This is a genomic window from Alcanivorax sp. S6407 (genome assembly GCF_023016115.1).
Classification (GTDB): Bacteria; Pseudomonadota; Gammaproteobacteria; order Pseudomonadales; family Alcanivoracaceae; genus Alcanivorax.
The window spans coordinates 1-16,133 of record NZ_JALKBH010000015.1 but is presented as its reverse complement, the minus strand read 5'-3'; the positions used below and the strand labels follow the sequence as shown (position 1 = coordinate 16,133).

Below are 16,133 nucleotides of genomic sequence, written 5' to 3'. Positions count from 1 at the left end.
TGGGTATCCACGACACCACCAAGACCACCTGTACCGGTGTGGAAATGTTCCGCAAGCTGCTGGACGAAGGCCGCGCTGGTGAGAACGTTGGTGTTCTGCTGCGTGGTACCAAGCGTGACGAAGTGGAGCGTGGTCAGGTTCTGGCCAAGCCGGGTTCTATCAACCCGCACACCAAGTTCGTTGCCGAGGTATACGTACTGAGCAAGGACGAAGGTGGTCGTCACACCCCGTTCTTCAACGGTTACCGTCCGCAGTTCTACTTCCGTACCACCGACGTAACCGGTGCTTGCACCCTGCCGGAAGGTACTGAAATGGTAATGCCGGGCGACAACGTTCAGATGGACGTTGAGCTGATCGCTCCGATCGCCATGGAAGACGGTCTGCGCTTCGCTATCCGCGAAGGCGGCCGTACCGTTGGCGCCGGCGTGGTAGCCAAGATCACCGAGTAATTCGTTACTGGTGACAAGGGGTGGCAGGCATGCCTGCCACCCTGTTTTATTTAAGGTTTCAGAGTTACAGGCCAGTAGTTCAATTGGTAGAGCACCGGTCTCCAAAACCGGCTGTTGGGGGTTCGAGTCCCTCCTGGCCTGCCAATTTTCCCAAGTCTGATCTTGGGTGGTAGGGTGCATCGTCCGATGAGCGAGAAAACTGAAGCACATTCCGGCTCTGCCGCCTTGGAGGCAGTGAAGTGGTTGCTGGTGGTTGGCCTGGTGGCCGCCGCAGTAGTCGGTAACAGCTATTTCTCCGATCAGCCTACCCTTTATCGGGTTGTCGGTGTCGTAGTGACGGCGCTGGTAGCCGTATTCGTCGCTCTGCAGACTGAGCAGGGTAAGTCGTTCAATCAGCTGCGCAAGGACTCCATGGTCGAACTGCGCAAGATTGTCTGGCCGACCCGTCAGGAAACCCTGCAGACCACCTTGATTGTCCTGGTGTTTGTGGTGCTGGTGGCCTTGCTGCTGTTTGTGCTCGACTGGATTCTCGGTGGCCTGATGTCCTGGGTGATTGGTTAAGGGGTTTACATGGCTAAGCGCTGGTATGTGGTACATGCCTATTCAGGTTTCGAGAAGCACGTAAAACGCGCCCTTGAAGAGCGCGTTAAATTGCGTTCCATGGAAGAGCTGTTTGGTGACATCCTGGTGCCCACCGAAGAAGTGGTGGAGATCAAGGGTGGCCAGAAGCGCAAATCCGAGCGCAAATTCTTCCCCGGCTATGTGCTGGTGGAAATGGAAATGTGTGACGATTCCTGGCACCTGGTCAAAGAGACCCCGAAGGTGATGGGCTTTATCGGTGAAGATCCGAAAAATCCGGGTCGCGTTTCTCCGATTACCAAGAAAGAGGCGGATGCCATCCTGCAGCGCATGGATGACGCCGTGGAAAAGCCGAAGCCGAAAACGCTGTTCGAAGCTGGCGAAGTGGTCCGTGTCAACGACGGTCCGTTTGCAGATTTCAACGGTGTGATCGAAGAAGTGAATTACGAGAAGAGCCGTCTGCAGGTGGCTGTAATGATCTTTGGACGTTCCACACCGGTAGAGCTGGAGTTTGGCCAGGTCGAAAAGACCTGATAGCTGGATCTGGCAAGATATTTTAGGAGCCCTGGTCACCATTGGTGGCCGGGGCGTTTTGACAACCTGAGGGGAGCCCGCTGTAAGCGTGGCGTTTGCACCCAAGGAGTCTGAAAATGGCGAAGAAAGTACAAGCCTACATCAAGCTGCAGGTTGCAGCTGGTCAGGCTAACCCGTCACCGCCGGTTGGTCCTGCACTGGGTCAGCACGGTGTGAACATCATGGAGTTCTGTAAGGCGTTCAACGCCCAGACCCAGCAGCTGGATGCCGGCGCGCCGGTTCCTGTTGTGATCACTGTATACAGCGATCGCTCCTTTACCTTCACCATGAAGACGCCGCCGGCCTCTTACCTGCTGAAGAAAGCTGCCAAGATCAAGAGCGGTTCCGGTGAGCCGAACACCAAGAAAGTGGGCAAGGTTACCCGTGCTCAGCTGGAAGAGATCGCCAAGGCCAAGGAGCCTGATCTGACTGCAGCTGATCTGGACGCCGCTGTGCGCACTATCGCGGGCTCTGCTCGTTCCATGGGCCTGGATGTGGAGGGTTAACCAATGGCTAAACTGTCCAAGCGTCTGCGCGCCATTCGCGAAAAAGTAGAAGCCGGCAAACTGTACCAGGTAGAAGAAGCTGTTGCGCTGCTGACCGAACTGTCCGGTGTGAAGTTCAAAGAGTCTGTAGATGTAGCGGTAAACCTGGGCGTTGACCCGCGTAAATCCGACCAGAACGTGCGTGGCGCTTCCGTGCTGCCTCACGGTACTGGCAAAACCGTTCGTGTTGCTGTATTTGCTCAGGGCGCCAAAGCCGAAGAGGCAAAAGAAGCCGGTGCGGACGTGGTAGGTTTCGATGATCTGGCCGAGCAGGTTCAGGCTGGCGAAATCAACTTCGACGTGGTTATCGCTTCCCCCGACGCCATGCGCGTTGTGGGTAAGCTCGGCACCATCCTGGGCCCCCGTGGCCTGATGCCGAACCCGAAGGTTGGCACCGTAACTCCTGATGTTGCCCAGGCCGTGAAAAACGCCAAGGGTGGTCAGGTGCGTTACCGTACTGACAAGGGTGGCATCATCCACTGCACCGTGGGTCAGGTTGGTTTCGACAACACCGCCATCAAGGAAAACGTGGAAGCGCTGCTGGCTGATCTGAAGAAAGCCAAGCCGTCTTCTGCCAAGGGCACTTACTTCAAGAAAGTGACCCTGTCCACCACCATGGGCCCGGGTCTTTCCATCGACCCTGCTTCCCTGGCGATGTAAGAAATTCGGCGCACGGTGCAAGCCGTGCGCCAACAAGGACTTTGATTTCGACAGCTTGCTGTCGGAGCGTCAAAGACCACAGGCGCCTTGGCGGGTTCTCCCGGATAAGGCTTAAACCATCAGCCTGCGTAGACGCGGTGTGGTTCAGGTTTCGCTGTGACCCCCGCGTATGAATTCGCCCGCGAATTCATAAATGGGTGGCCGGCTTCGGCCGGTTGTATTCATCGAGGAGGTTACACAGTGGCTCTGAGACTAGAAGACAAGAAAGAGATTGTCGCAGCGGTAAATCAAGCCGCAACTGGCGCTTTCTCCGCTGTGGTTGCCGACTATCGTGGCTTGAACGTGGCTCAGTTGACCGAGCTCCGTGCCAAGGCACGTCAGCAGAACGTTTACCTGCGTGTTATTCGTAACACCCTGGCTCGTCGTGCCTTTGAGGGCACTGATCTCGAGCTGCTGAACGAGTCGCTGGTTGGTCCAACCATCATTGCTATGTCGCTGTCCGAGGAAGACATGGGCGCAGCTGCCCGTCTGTTCAAGGACTTCGCCAAGGACAATGACCAGCTGGAGCTGAAGACCGGTCTGTACGAAGGCAAGCTCTATTCTGGCGCAGAAATCGACGTACTGGCAAAACTTCCGAACCGCGAACAGGCTCTGACCAGCCTGGTGTCTGTACTGCAGGCTCCGGTTTCCAAGTTTGGCCGTTTGCTGACTGCGCTTAAAGAACAGAACGAAGGTGAGGCAGCCTGATCGGCTCCTGAACCACACATCATCAAGATTTGGAGAAGTTAAAATGGCAATGTCCAAAGAAGATATCCTGAATGCAGTTGCTGAGCTGTCCGTACTGGAACTGGTTGAGCTGATCGAAGCTTTCGAAGAGAAGTTCAACGTTTCTGCCGCAGCCGTAGCTGTTGCTGCAGGTCCTGGCGCTGCTGGTGGCGAAGCCGCTGAAGAGAAGACCGATTTCGACGTGGTTCTGACTTCCTTCGGCGACAAGAAAGTTGGCGTGATCAAGGCCGTACGTGAAGTGACTGGCCTGGGTCTGAAAGAAGCCAAAGAGCTGGTTGAAGGCGCTCCTGCTCCTGTTAAGGAAGGCGCTACCAAAGACGAAGCCGAAGAGATCAAGAAAAAGATCGAAGAGGCTGGCGGTACCGTCGAGCTCAAGTAAGCGCATTGGCGCTATGTCTTTCCGCAGCAATGCGGAAAGACGCCGGCTGGCAGCTTTTTGGCTGCCAGCCTTTTGTCGTTTCTGCATGAGGGGTTTCATGCAGAAATATCACCAGGTGGTGATAGATCAACAGCTGAGGAACGCAGATGGCATACTCATTTACTGAGAAAAAGCGGATCCGCAAAGATTTCGGCAAGTTGCCGAAGGTGATGGATGTTCCCTACCTTCTGGCAATCCAGCTCGATTCCTACCGCAAATTTCTGCAGCAAGACAAGAGTGCAGAAGAGCGTCTGGACAACGGTCTGGAAGCGGCTTTCCGGTCAGTATTCCCGATTGCCAGTTATTCAGGTAATGCAGCGCTGGAGTATGCCGGCTACGAGTTCGGCAAACCCGTATTTGATGTCAAAGAGTGCATCATCCGCGGGACTACCTATGCCGCGCCGCTGCGCGTGCGCATTCGTCTCGTTATTTATGACCGTGAGTCATCCGGGGCGATCAAGGATATTCGTGAACAACAGGTCTACATGGGTGAAATCCCCCTGATGACCGAAAACGGTACCTTCGTTATTAACGGTACCGAGCGTGTAATCGTGTCCCAGCTGCACCGTTCTCCCGGTGTCTTCTTCGACCACGACAAGGGCAAGACTCACTCCTCCGGCAAGCTGCTGTATTCTGCCCGGGTGATTCCTTACCGTGGCTCCTGGCTGGACTTCGAATTCGATCCGAAAGACCTGGTCTATGTCCGGATCGACCGTCGCCGTAAACTGCCGGCGACCATTCTGCTGCGTGCATTGGGCTATACCTCCGACGAAGTGCTGGAGATGTTCTTCGACACCAATGAGATCGTGGCAGAAGACGGCCTGTACCGCATGAAACTGGTACCGGAGCGTCTGCGTGGTGAGACCGCGACGTTCGACATCCTCGCCGACGGCGAAGTGGTGGTTGAGCGTGGCCGTCGTATCACCGCCCGTCATATCCGTCAGCTGGAAAAGGCTGGTCTCGAGTACCTGGAAATTCCTGCTGAATACCTGCAGGGCAAGTACCTGGCCAAGTCCATCATCGATCAGGATACCGGTGAGATCCTGGTTGAGTGTAATACCGAACTGACAGCCGAAACCCTGGAAAAGCTGGAAGCGGCCGGTATTAACGAATTTGAAACCCTGTACACCAATGACCTGGACAACGGCCCGTTCATGGCCGATACCCTGCGTGCAGACCCGACCCGTACTCCGCTGGAGGCACTGGTTGAAATCTACCGCATGATGCGTCCGGGTGAGCCGCCGACCAAGGAAGCGGCTGAAAACCTGTTCAAGAACCTGTTCTTCACCGACGAGCGTTACGACCTGTCCGGTGTGGGTCGCATGAAGTTCAACCGTCGTCTCGGTCGTGAAGACGAGACTGGCCCGGGCATCCTGTTTGATGGCCGTTACTTCAGCTCCCGTACCGACGAAGAAGGCAAGCAGTACTTCGAGCAGATGGGCGAAGAGTCCTCTGACATCATCGATGTGCTGAAGACCCTGGTCGATATCCGCAACGGTAACGGCGTGGTCGATGATATCGATCACCTGGGTAACCGTCGTGTGCGTTCCGTGGGTGAGATGGCCGAGAACCAGTTCCGTGTCGGTCTGGTACGTGTTGAGCGTGCGGTCAAGGAGCGTCTGAGCCTGGCCGAATCCGAAGGCCTGATGCCGCAGGATCTGATCAATTCCAAGCCGGTGGCTGCTGCCGTGAAAGAGTTCTTTGGCTCTTCCCAGCTGTCCCAGTTCATGGATCAGAACAACCCGCTGTCCGAGATCACTCACAAGCGTCGTGTTTCCGCGTTGGGCCCAGGTGGTCTGACCCGTGAGCGTGCCGGCTTTGAGGTTCGCGACGTTCACCCGACCCACTACGGTCGTGTGTGCCCGATCGAGACCCCTGAAGGTCCGAACATCGGTCTGATCAACTCCCTGGCTACCTATGCCCGCGCCAACGAGTACGGCTTCCTCGAGTCTCCGTACCTGAAAGTGATCGACGGCAAGGTCAGCGAAGAGATCGAATACCTGTCAGCCATTGAAGAAGCCGAGTGCGTGATTGCACAGGTGGACGCGAAGATGACTGACGACGGTGGTTTTGAGGAAGATTTCGTAACGGTTCGTCACCGCTATGAATTTACCGTGATGGAGCGCGACACCATTACCCACATGGATGTCTCTCCCCGTCAGGTGGTATCCGTGGCCGCGTCCCTGATTCCGTTCCTCGAGCACGATGATGCTAACCGTGCTCTGATGGGTTCCAACATGCAGCGTCAGGCTGTGCCGACCCTGCGTGCAGACAAGCCGCTGGTAGGTACCGGTTTCGAGCGTCACGTAGCCCGTGACTCCGGCGTGTGTGTGGTGGCCACCCGTGGCGGTATCGTCGACAAGGTGGATGCTTCCCGCATCATCGTGAAAGTGAACGATGACGAAGTGAACGAAGGTGAAGCAGGTGTAGATATCTACAACCTGACCAAATACACCCGTTCCAACCAGAACACCTGCATCAACCAGCGTCCGCTGGTGAAAGTGGGTGACCGGGTTGCTGCCCGCGACATCATGGCTGACGGTCCGTCCGTTGACATGGGTGAACTGGCCCTGGGTCAGAACATGCGCGTGGCGTTCATGCCCTGGAATGGTTACAACTTCGAGGATTCCATCCTCATCTCCGAGAAAGTGGTTAAGGAAGACCGTTTCACTTCCATCCACATTCAGGAGCTCACCGCGATCGCCCGTGACACCAAGCTGGGTCCGGAAGAGATCACCGCGGATATCCCCAATGTGGGCGAAGCGGCTCTGTCCAAACTGGATGAGTCCGGCATCGTGTACATCGGTGCGGAAGTGGAAGCCGGCGACATTCTGGTAGGCAAGGTAACGCCGAAGGGCGAAACCCAGCTGACCCCGGAAGAGAAGCTGCTGCGTGCCATTTTCGGTGAGAAAGCCTCTGACGTGAAAGACACCTCTCTGCGTGTGTCTTCCGGCGTCAAGGGTACTGTTATTGACGTGCAGGTCTTTACCCGCGATGGCGTGGAAAAAGACGAGCGTGCCAAGCAGATCGAGCAGTCTGCCCTGGAGCAGTTCCGCAAGGATCTGAAGGACGAGTACCGCATCCTCGAGCTGGACATCCTGGAGCGTCTTCGCGCCGTGATGGTAGGCAAGAAGGTCAACGGCGGTGCCGGCTTCAAGCGTGGTACCGAGCTGACCGGCGAAATGCTGGATGGCCTGGACGCCGAGAAGTGGTTTGAGCTGCGCCCGGCAGACGAAGATGTTGCCGAGCAGCTGGAACGCGCCCAGCAGTACCTGGAGCAGCACAAGAAAGAGCAGGATGAGCGTTACAAGGACAAGCAGGCCAAGATCTCCGGTGGTGATGATCTGGCTCACGGCGTCCTCAAGGTGGTCAAGGTTTACCTGGCTATCAAGCGTCGCATCCAGCCCGGTGACAAGATGGCCGGTCGTCACGGTAACAAGGGTGTGATCTCCGTGATCATGCCGGAAGAAGATATGCCGTACGACGAGAACGGTGTGCCGGTCGACGTGGTGCTGAACCCGCTGGGTGTACCGTCCCGTATGAACGTGGGGCAGATTCTGGAAACCCACCTGGGTTGGGCAGCCAAGGGTCTTGGTGAGCGCATTGGCGAAATGCTGGCCGCGCAGAAGAAGATTGCGGACATCCGCGGCTTCCTCGACAAGATCTACAACAAGGCCGGCGCCGGTGGTTCCCCGGAAGATCTGGATAGCTTCAGCGATGAAGAGATCCTGGAACTGGCCAAGAACCTGGTCGGCGGTGTGCCCATGGCCACCGCGGTATTCGACGGTGCCAAAGAGTTCGAGATCAAGGAACTGCTGGAGCTGGCTGGCCACGACAAGTCGGGTCAGGTGCAGCTGTGGGATGGTCGTACCGGCGAGCAATTCGATCGCAAGGTGACCGTGGGCTACATGTACATGCTGAAGTTGAACCACCTGGTGGACGACAAGATGCATGCTCGTTCCACTGGCTCCTACAGCCTGGTTACCCAGCAGCCGCTGGGTGGTAAGGCACAGTTCGGTGGTCAGCGCTTCGGTGAGATGGAAGTGTGGGCGCTGGAAGCATACGGCGCAGCTTACACCCTGCAGGAAATGCTCACCGTGAAGTCCGATGATGTAAACGGCCGTACCCGCGTTTACAAGAACATCGTCGACGGCGATCACCGCATGGATCCGGGAATGCCGGAATCCTTCAACGTACTGTTGAAGGAAATCCGTTCTCTCGGTATCAACATCGAGCTGGAAAACGACTAAGGCAGTGGGCTCCGCACAGGTTGTGCGGAGCCACTGTGTACCCGGGTTTGGGAAAGAATTAGAGCGAAAGCTCACTACGGAGGACTGGCCTTGAAAGACTTGCTGAATCTGCTCAAAAGTCAGGGACAAGTCACGGAGTTTGACAAGATCCGCATCGCGCTCGCGCCGCCGGATCTGATCCGCTCCTGGTCTTTTGGTGAAGTGAAAAAGCCTGAGACCATTAACTACCGCACGTTCAAGCCTGAGCGTGACGGTCTGTTTTGTGCGCGTATCTTTGGTCCGATCAAGGACTACGAATGTCTGTGCGGTAAGTACAAGCGCTTGAAGCACCGTGGCGTTATCTGTGAGAAGTGTGGCGTTGAAGTCACCCTCTCCAAGGTGCGTCGTGAGCGTATGGGCCACATCGAACTGGCGAGCCCGACTGCACACATCTGGTTCCTGAAGTCACTGCCGTCCCGTATCGGCCTGATGCTGGATATGACCCTGCGTGATATCGAGCGTGTGCTGTACTTCGAATCCTTCGTTGTGACCGAGCCGGGCATGACCACTCTGGATCGTGGCCAGCTGCTGACTGACGAAGAATACTTCGATGCTCTGGAAGAGTTCGGTGACGAATTCGAAGCCAAGATGGGTGCCGAAGCCGTTCAGCAGCTCCTCATGGAGCTGGATCTGGACGAAGAGATCAAGATCCTCCGTGAGGAAGTGGAATCCACCAACTCCGACACCAAGCTGAAGAAGCTGTCCAAGCGTCTCAAGCTGATGGAAGCGTTCCGTGATTCCGGTAACGCCCCGGAGTGGATGATCCTCACCGTTCTGCCGGTTCTGCCGCCGGATCTGCGTCCGCTGGTACCGCTGGATGGTGGTCGTTTCGCGACCTCCGATCTGAACGATCTGTACCGCCGTGTGATCAACCGGAACAACCGTCTCAAGCGTCTGCTGGACCTGAGCGCGCCGGACATCATCGTGCGTAACGAAAAGCGTATGCTGCAGGAATCTGTAGATGCGCTGCTGGATAACGGTCGTCGTGGCCGTGCCATCACCGGTTCCAACAAGCGTCCGCTGAAGTCCCTTGCCGACATGATCAAGGGTAAGCAGGGTCGTTTCCGTCAGAACCTGCTGGGTAAGCGTGTTGATTACTCCGGCCGTTCCGTAATTGTGGTAGGTCCGACCCTCAAGCTGCACGAGTGTGGTCTGCCCAAGAAAATGGCGCTGGAGCTGTTCAAGCCGTTCATCTTCGCCAAGCTGGAAGCCCGTGGTCTGGCGACCACCATCAAGGCGGCCAAGAAGATGGTCGAGCGTGAAACCGCTGAGGTGTGGGATATCCTCGCCGAAGTGATTCGCGAGCACCCGGTGATGCTGAACCGTGCTCCGACCCTTCACCGTCTCGGTATCCAGGCGTTCGAGCCGGTGCTGATTGAAGGTAAGGCGATCCAGCTGCACCCGCTGGTGTGTGCGGCCTTCAACGCTGACTTCGATGGTGACCAGATGGCGGTACACGTACCGCTGACCCTGGAAGCCCAGCTCGAAGCCCGTGCGCTGATGATGTCCACCAACAACATCCTGTCTCCGGCCAATGGTGAGCCCATCATCGGTCCGACCCAGGACGTGGTACTGGGTCTGTACTACATCAGCCGTGATCGCGTGAACGCCCAGGGTGAAGGCCAGGTATTTGCCGACACCAAGGAAGTGATGCGTGCCCTGGCCAACAAGCAGGTGCACCTGCACGCCCGCGTTAAAGTGCGTGTTCACGAAGTGGTGAAAGACCAGCAAGGTAACGTGGAAGAGCGTACCTTCATCGCCGATACCACTCCCGGCCGTTGTAAGCTGTGGGATATCGTACCGGCCGGTCTGGGCTTCGACATGGTCAACCAGAACATGACCAAGAAGGCCATCAGCAAGCTGCTGAACACCTGCTACCGTATTCTGGGTACCAAAGAGACCTGTATCTTTGCTGACCAGCTGATGTACCTGGGCTTCCGTGAAGCCACCCTGTCCGGTTCCTCCATTGGTGTGGAAGACATGGTGATCCCGGATGCCAAGTACACCATGATCGACGCTGCCGAAGAGGAAGTGCGCGAGATCGAGGAGCAGTTCGCTTCCGGTCTGGTAACCCGCGGTGAGCGTTACAACAAGGTCGTGGATATCTGGGCGCGTACCAATGACCAGATCGCCAAGGCGATGATGGAGAACCTCCGTGTCGAAGTGGTCAAGAACCGCGAAGGCAAGGACGAAGAGCAGGGCTCTTTCAACTCCATCTTCATGATGGCCGATTCCGGGGCGCGGGGTTCTGCGGCCCAGATTCGTCAGCTGGCCGGTATGCGTGGTCTGATGGCCAAGCCGGATGGCTCCATCATCGAGACCCCCATTACCAGCAACTTCCGTGAAGGTCTGAACGTACTCCAGTACTTCATCTCTACTCACGGTGCTCGTAAGGGTCTGGCCGATACCGCTCTGAAGACCGCGAACTCCGGTTACCTGACCCGTCGTCTGGTTGATGTGGCCCAGGATCTGGTGGTCAACGAAATCGATTGCGGCACCGAGGAAGGCCTGCTGATGACTCCGCTGATTGAAGGCGGTGACGTAGTAGAGCCGCTGCGCGAACGTGTACTCGGTCGTGTGGTCGCCCGTGACGTGGTCAACCCCCTGAACCAGGACGAAGTGCTGGCTGAAGCCGGTACCCTGCTGGACGAAGTGTGGGTAGAGAAACTGGAAGCCCAGGGTGTCGACGAAGTGCTGGTGCGCTCGCCGATTACCTGTTCCACTCGCTGGGGTGTGTGTTCCACCTGTTACGGCCGTGATCTGGCCCGTGGCCATCAGGTCAACGTGGGCGAGGCAGTCGGTGTTATCGCTGCCCAGTCTATTGGTGAGCCGGGTACCCAGCTGACCATGCGTACCTTCCACATTGGTGGTGCGGCGAGCCGGGCGTCTGCGGTGTCCAGCATCCAGATCAAGCACGGCGGTAAGGTGCGTTTCCACAACGCCAAGCACGTACAGCACAAAGACGGTCTGGTGATCGTTTCCCGTTCTGCCGATCTGGCAGTGGCGGATGAGCTGGGTCGTGAGCGCGAGCGTTACAAGCTGCCCTACGGTGCCACTGTGACCGTGAACGAAGGTGATGTGATTGAAGGCGGTCAGGTTGTGGCTACCTGGGATCCGCACACTCACCCGATCATCGCGGAAGTGGAAGGTAAGGTGCAGTTCGGTGATATGGAAGAAGGTATCTCCGTAAACCACCAGACCGATGAGCTGACTGGCCTGACCAACATCGAAGTGCTCGGTTCCCAGAACCGTCCTTCTGCGGGTAAGGACATGCGTCCGGTTGTCCGCGTCGTGGACAGCAAGGGCAAGGCCGTTGTGATGCCCAACACCGACATGCCGGCCCAGTACTTCCTGCCGGGTGGCGCGCTGTGTGGCCTGAAAGATGGTGCCAGCATCGGCGTGGGTGACGTGATTGCGCGGATTCCGCAGGAATCCTCCAAGACCCGTGACATCACCGGTGGTCTGCCCCGCGTTGCGGATCTGTTCGAAGCCCGTAACCCGAAAGAAGCCGCCATCCTGGCCGAGAAGACCGGTACCGTGTCCTTCGGCAAGGAAACCAAAGGCAAGGTTCGTCTGGTTATTACTCCGGACAACAGCGATGAGAACTACGAAGAGCTGATTCCCAAGTGGCGCCAGCTGAACGTGTTCGAAGGTGAGCGTGTAGAGAAAGGCGAAGTCGTGTCTGACGGCCCGCTGAACCCGCACGACATCCTGCGTCTGAAAGGCGAATCGGAACTGGCCCGTTACATCGTTAACGAAGTGCAGGAGGTTTACCGCCTGCAGGGTGTGAAGATCAATGACAAGCACATTGAGACCATCATCCGCCAGATGCTGCGCAAGGTTGAGATTCTGGAAGTGGGCGAGTCCTCCTTCATCAAGGGTGAGCAGGCTGAATACGCTCGCGTGATGGAAGAGATCGAGCGCCTCAAGGCCGAAGACAAGATGCTGCCCCAGTATGAGCGTCAGCTGCTGGGTATCACCAAGGCGTCTCTGGCCACCGAGTCCTTCATCTCCGCGGCCTCCTTCCAGGAGACCACCCGGGTACTGACCGAAGCGGCAGTAACCGGCAAGGAAGATGACCTGCGCGGTCTGAAAGAAAACGTGGTAGTGGGTCGTCTGATCCCGGCCGGTACCGGCTATGCCTACCACATGGATCGCCGCCGCCAGCGCGAAGATGCGCGCGGGCCGGAGGCTCCGACCATGGACGAGGTGGAAGCCGCCCTGTCCGAGGCTCTCAGCTCCTCTGACGAGTAAGCTGGCGAGCCGCAGGGCCCCGTTGGGGTCCTGACAATCCCTCCTCCTGTCGGAGGAGGGCCGGGGACACCCTGGTATCCTTGACGGGATGCCGGGGTGTCCCTACAATCGCTGCCCCCATAATTGTATGGGTGGTAAATGGGTGGCATTGGCCGTGATATGCGGTTTTTGTCACAGAACTGTAAGCGTGAGGCAGTAGTTTCATGGCAACTGTAAACCAGCTGGTGCGCAAGCCGCGCAAAAGCAAGGTAGAAAAGAGCGACTCCGTAGCCCTGCAGGGCTGCCCCCAGCGTCGCGGCGTTTGCACTCGGGTGTATACCACTACCCCGAAGAAGCCGAACTCCGCACTGCGTAAAGTGTGTCGTGTGCGTCTGACCAATGGTTATGAAGTATCTTCCTACATCGGTGGTGAAGGTCATAACCTGCAGGAGCACTCCGTAGTACTGATCCGTGGCGGTCGTGTAAAAGACCTTCCCGGTGTGCGCTACCACACTGTTCGTGGAACCCTGGATACGGCAGGTGTGCAGGATCGCAAGCAGCGTCGTTCCAAGTATGGCGCCAAGCGTCCGAAGTAATCTGAGCTACCTTTTCTGAATGCCGTAGCTCGTTGAGCTACGGAGGGATGAGTAAGGTCCGGACTCCGTTCCGGAATTACCTGAAGTCTTCCCCGCCCAAAGCGGGAACGTTAGAGGAACACATCCGATGCCAAGACGTCGCGTTGTTGCCAAACGTGAGATCCTGCCGGATCCCAAGTTTGGAAGCCAGTTGCTGGCCAAGTTCATGAACCATGTAATGGTCAGTGGTAAGAAATCTGTGTCCGAGCGTATCGTTTACGGTGCCCTGGACATCATCGAAGAGCGCAAGGGCGGTGACTCCCTGGAGCTGTTCGAGAAGGCCCTGGACAATATCCGTCCGGCCGTCGAGGTAAAGAGCCGCCGTGTGGGTGGTGCTACCTACCAGGTTCCTGTTGAAGTTCGCCCGAGTCGTCGTACCGCGCTGGCCATGCGCTGGCTGGTAGACGCTGCCCGTAAGCGTGGCGAGAAGAGCATGCCGGCCCGCCTGGCTGGTGAAGTGCTGGATGCAGCCGAAGGTAAAGGCGCAGCGATGAAGAAGCGTGAAGACGTGCATCGTATGGCCGAAGCCAACAAGGCGTTCTCCCACTTCCGCTTCTAAGGCAGAAGGCATTCGAGTCAGACCGGCCTGCGTTCAGGCCGGTTTTTGTATATGAACCAGTGAATCGAGGTATGCAGCGTGGCACGTAAGACTCCTCTCAATCGCTATCGCAACATTGGTATCTGTGCGCACGTAGATGCGGGCAAGACCACCACTACCGAGCGAATTCTTTTCTACACCGGTGTTTCCCACAAGATCGGTGAAGTACACGACGGCGCCGCCACCATGGACTGGATGGAGCAGGAACAGGAGCGTGGTATTACCATCACCTCTGCTGCTACCACCACCTTTTGGCAGGGTATGGATCAGCAGTACGAACAGCACCGTGTAAACATCATTGATACCCCCGGACACGTGGACTTTACCATTGAGGTAGAGCGTTCCCTGCGTGTACTGGATGGTGCCGTGGTGGTGTTCTGTGGTTCTTCCGGTGTTGAGCCGCAGTCCGAGACTGTATGGCGTCAGGCCAACAAGTACGAAGTACCGCGTATCGTATTCGTGAACAAGATGGACCGTGCCGGTGCCAACTTCGATCGCGTTTGCGACCAGATCCGTAACCGTCTGGGTGCCAAGGTTGTTCCTATCCAGTACAACATTGGTGCGGAAGACGATTTCAAGGGTGTTGTCGACCTGCTTCGTATGAAGGCCATCTTCTGGAACGAAGACGACATGGGCATGACCTACGAAGAGAAGGACATCCCGGACGACATCAAGGATCGTTGTGACGAACTGCGCGAGCAGATGATTGAATCTGCTGCGGAAGCGTCTGAAGAGCTGATGGAGAAATACCTGGAAAACGGTGAGCTCTCCAACGACGAAATCAAGGCGGGTCTGCGTCAGCAGGTTCTGGCCAATGAAATCGTTCTGGCTCTGAACGGTTCTGCGTTCAAGAACAAGGGTGTACAGGCACTGCTGGATGCGGTCATCGAGTTCCTGCCGGCTCCGGATGAAGTTAAAGCGATCCAGGGTGTACTGGAAGACGGTGAAACCGTTGAGTCCCGTGAATCCTCTGACGACGCGCCGTTCTCTGCGCTGGCGTTCAAGATCGCCACTGACCCGTTCGTAGGTTCCCTGACCTTCATCCGCGTTTACTCCGGTGTGCTGAACTCCGGTGACAGCGTGATGAACTCCGTGCGCGAGAAGAAAGAGCGTGTGGGTCGTCTGCTGCAGATGCACGCCAACTCCCGTGAAGAGATCAAGGAAGTTCGCGCTGGTGACATCGCGGCTTGCGTTGGCCTGAAGGACATCACCACTGGTGACACCCTGTGTGACCTGAACAACGTGATCGTGCTCGAGCGTATGGAATTCCCGGATCCGGTAATCTCCGTTGCCGTTGAGCCGAAGTCCAAGGCTGACCAGGAAAAGATGGGTCTGGCTCTGGGTCGTCTGGCTCAGGAAGATCCCTCTTTCCGTGTGAAGACCGACGAAGAATCCGGCCAGACCATCATCTCTGGTATGGGTGAGCTGCACCTGGACATCATCGTTGACCGCATGAAGCGTGAGTTCAAGGTGGAATGTAACGTGGGCGCGCCGCAGGTAGCCTACCGTGAAACCTTCACCAAGGGCGCTGACGTTGACGGCAAGTTCGTCAAGCAGTCCGGTGGTCGTGGTCAGTACGGTCACGTCAAGGTTCGCTTCGAGCCTATCGACCGTGATGAAGAGTTCCAGTTCGCGGAAGAAATTCACGGTGGTACCGTTCCGAAGGAATACTTTGGTGCTGTACAGAAGGGTATCGACGAGCAGCTGAAGGCTGGTGTACTGGCTGGTTACCCGATCCTGGGTGTGAAGGCGACGCTGTACGATGGTTCCTACCACGAGGTGGATTCCAACGAGAACGCCTTCCGCATGGCGGGTGCCCTGGCAGTGAAGAACGCTGCCAAGGAAGCCGGTGCGGTACTGCTCGAGCCGATCATGAAGGTGGAAGCGGTCACTCCGGAAGACTACATGGGTGACGTGATGGGCGATTTGAACCGTCGTCGCGGCATGGTACAGGGCATGGAAGACACCATGGCCGGTAAAGTGATCCGCGCTGAGGTTCCGCTCTCCGAAATGTTCGGTTACGCTACTGACCTGCGTTCCATGTCTCAGGGTCGTGCCAGCTACTCCATGGAGTTCCTGAAGTACTCTGAAGCACCGAAGAATATCGCTGATGACGTCATCAGCGGCAAGAAATCTTAAATTTACGGTTAATTGTTAAGGGTATAGAACCGTGGCAAAGGAAAAGTTTGAACGTAATAAACCGCACGTAAACGTAGGCACCATCGGTCACGTTGACCATGGTAAAACCACTCTGACCGCTGCGCTGACTCGCGTATGTGCGGAAGTATGGGGCGGCTCTGCCGTTGCCTTCGACGGTATCGATAACGCTCCGGAAGAGCGTGAGCGTGGTATCACCATCGCTACCTCT

The 16,133-nt window shown here is 56.9% G+C and carries 13 protein-coding genes and 1 tRNA gene; all 14 read left to right on the top strand.

The genetic code is table 11. The features are described from left to right. The coding region (locus tag MWU49_RS17580) for an EF-Tu/IF-2/RF-3 family GTPase (protein WP_246975027.1) at positions 1-449 on the top strand (449 nt) is incomplete at its 5' end. 68 nt (positions 450-517) lie between these two features. Next, a tRNA-Trp gene (locus MWU49_RS17575) sits at positions 518-593 on the top strand. A gap of 42 nt (positions 594-635) precedes the next feature. Next, a complete protein-coding gene (gene secE / locus MWU49_RS17570) occupies positions 636-1,010 on the top strand; it encodes a preprotein translocase subunit SecE (RefSeq protein ID WP_246975024.1) in 375 nt (124 codons plus the stop codon). Positions 1,011-1,019: 9 nt separating this feature from the next. Beyond that, the gene (gene nusG, locus MWU49_RS17565) at positions 1,020-1,562 is read left to right on the top strand and encodes a transcription termination/antitermination protein NusG (RefSeq protein ID WP_022986306.1); all 543 of its coding nucleotides are present in this window, start codon (positions 1,020-1,022) and stop codon (positions 1,560-1,562) included. Between the two features lie 116 nt (positions 1,563-1,678). Next, a complete protein-coding gene (gene rplK / locus MWU49_RS17560) occupies positions 1,679-2,107 on the top strand; it encodes a 50S ribosomal protein L11 (protein WP_035235483.1) in 429 nt (142 codons plus the stop codon). A 3-nt stretch (positions 2,108-2,110) separates the two neighbouring features. Further along, positions 2,111-2,806, top strand: a complete 696-nt coding sequence (gene rplA / locus MWU49_RS17555; protein WP_246975021.1) for a 50S ribosomal protein L1 — start codon at positions 2,111-2,113, stop codon at positions 2,804-2,806. A gap of 240 nt (positions 2,807-3,046) precedes the next feature. Beyond that, positions 3,047-3,553 carry a 50S ribosomal protein L10 gene (rplJ, locus tag MWU49_RS17550; RefSeq protein WP_246975018.1) on the top strand — a complete coding sequence of 169 codons (507 nt, stop codon included), beginning with the start codon at positions 3,047-3,049 and terminating at the stop codon, positions 3,551-3,553. 43 nt (positions 3,554-3,596) lie between these two features. After that, a complete protein-coding gene (rplL, locus tag MWU49_RS17545) occupies positions 3,597-3,971 on the top strand; it encodes a 50S ribosomal protein L7/L12 (RefSeq protein WP_246975015.1) in 375 nt (124 codons plus the stop codon). A 146-nt stretch (positions 3,972-4,117) separates the two neighbouring features. Then, positions 4,118-8,260, top strand: a complete 4,143-nt coding sequence (gene rpoB / locus MWU49_RS17540; RefSeq protein ID WP_246975012.1) for a DNA-directed RNA polymerase subunit beta — start codon at positions 4,118-4,120, stop codon at positions 8,258-8,260. A gap of 90 nt (positions 8,261-8,350) precedes the next feature. After that, the gene (rpoC, locus tag MWU49_RS17535; RefSeq protein WP_246975009.1) at positions 8,351-12,553 is read left to right on the top strand and encodes a DNA-directed RNA polymerase subunit beta'; all 4,203 of its coding nucleotides are present in this window, start codon (positions 8,351-8,353) and stop codon (positions 12,551-12,553) included. Positions 12,554-12,756: 203 nt separating this feature from the next. Then, positions 12,757-13,128, top strand: coding sequence for a 30S ribosomal protein S12 (gene rpsL / locus MWU49_RS17530; RefSeq protein WP_011587675.1), 372 nt, complete (start codon positions 12,757-12,759; stop codon positions 13,126-13,128). A gap of 127 nt (positions 13,129-13,255) precedes the next feature. Then, the gene (gene rpsG / locus MWU49_RS17525; protein WP_022986298.1) at positions 13,256-13,726 is read left to right on the top strand and encodes a 30S ribosomal protein S7; all 471 of its coding nucleotides are present in this window, start codon (positions 13,256-13,258) and stop codon (positions 13,724-13,726) included. A gap of 78 nt (positions 13,727-13,804) precedes the next feature. After that, the gene (gene fusA, locus MWU49_RS17520) at positions 13,805-15,904 is read left to right on the top strand and encodes an elongation factor G (protein WP_246975006.1); all 2,100 of its coding nucleotides are present in this window, start codon (positions 13,805-13,807) and stop codon (positions 15,902-15,904) included. 31 nt (positions 15,905-15,935) lie between these two features. Continuing rightward, positions 15,936-16,133: GTP-binding protein (locus tag MWU49_RS17515; RefSeq protein WP_246975003.1), on the top strand; the 198-nt coding region annotated here is incomplete at its 3' end.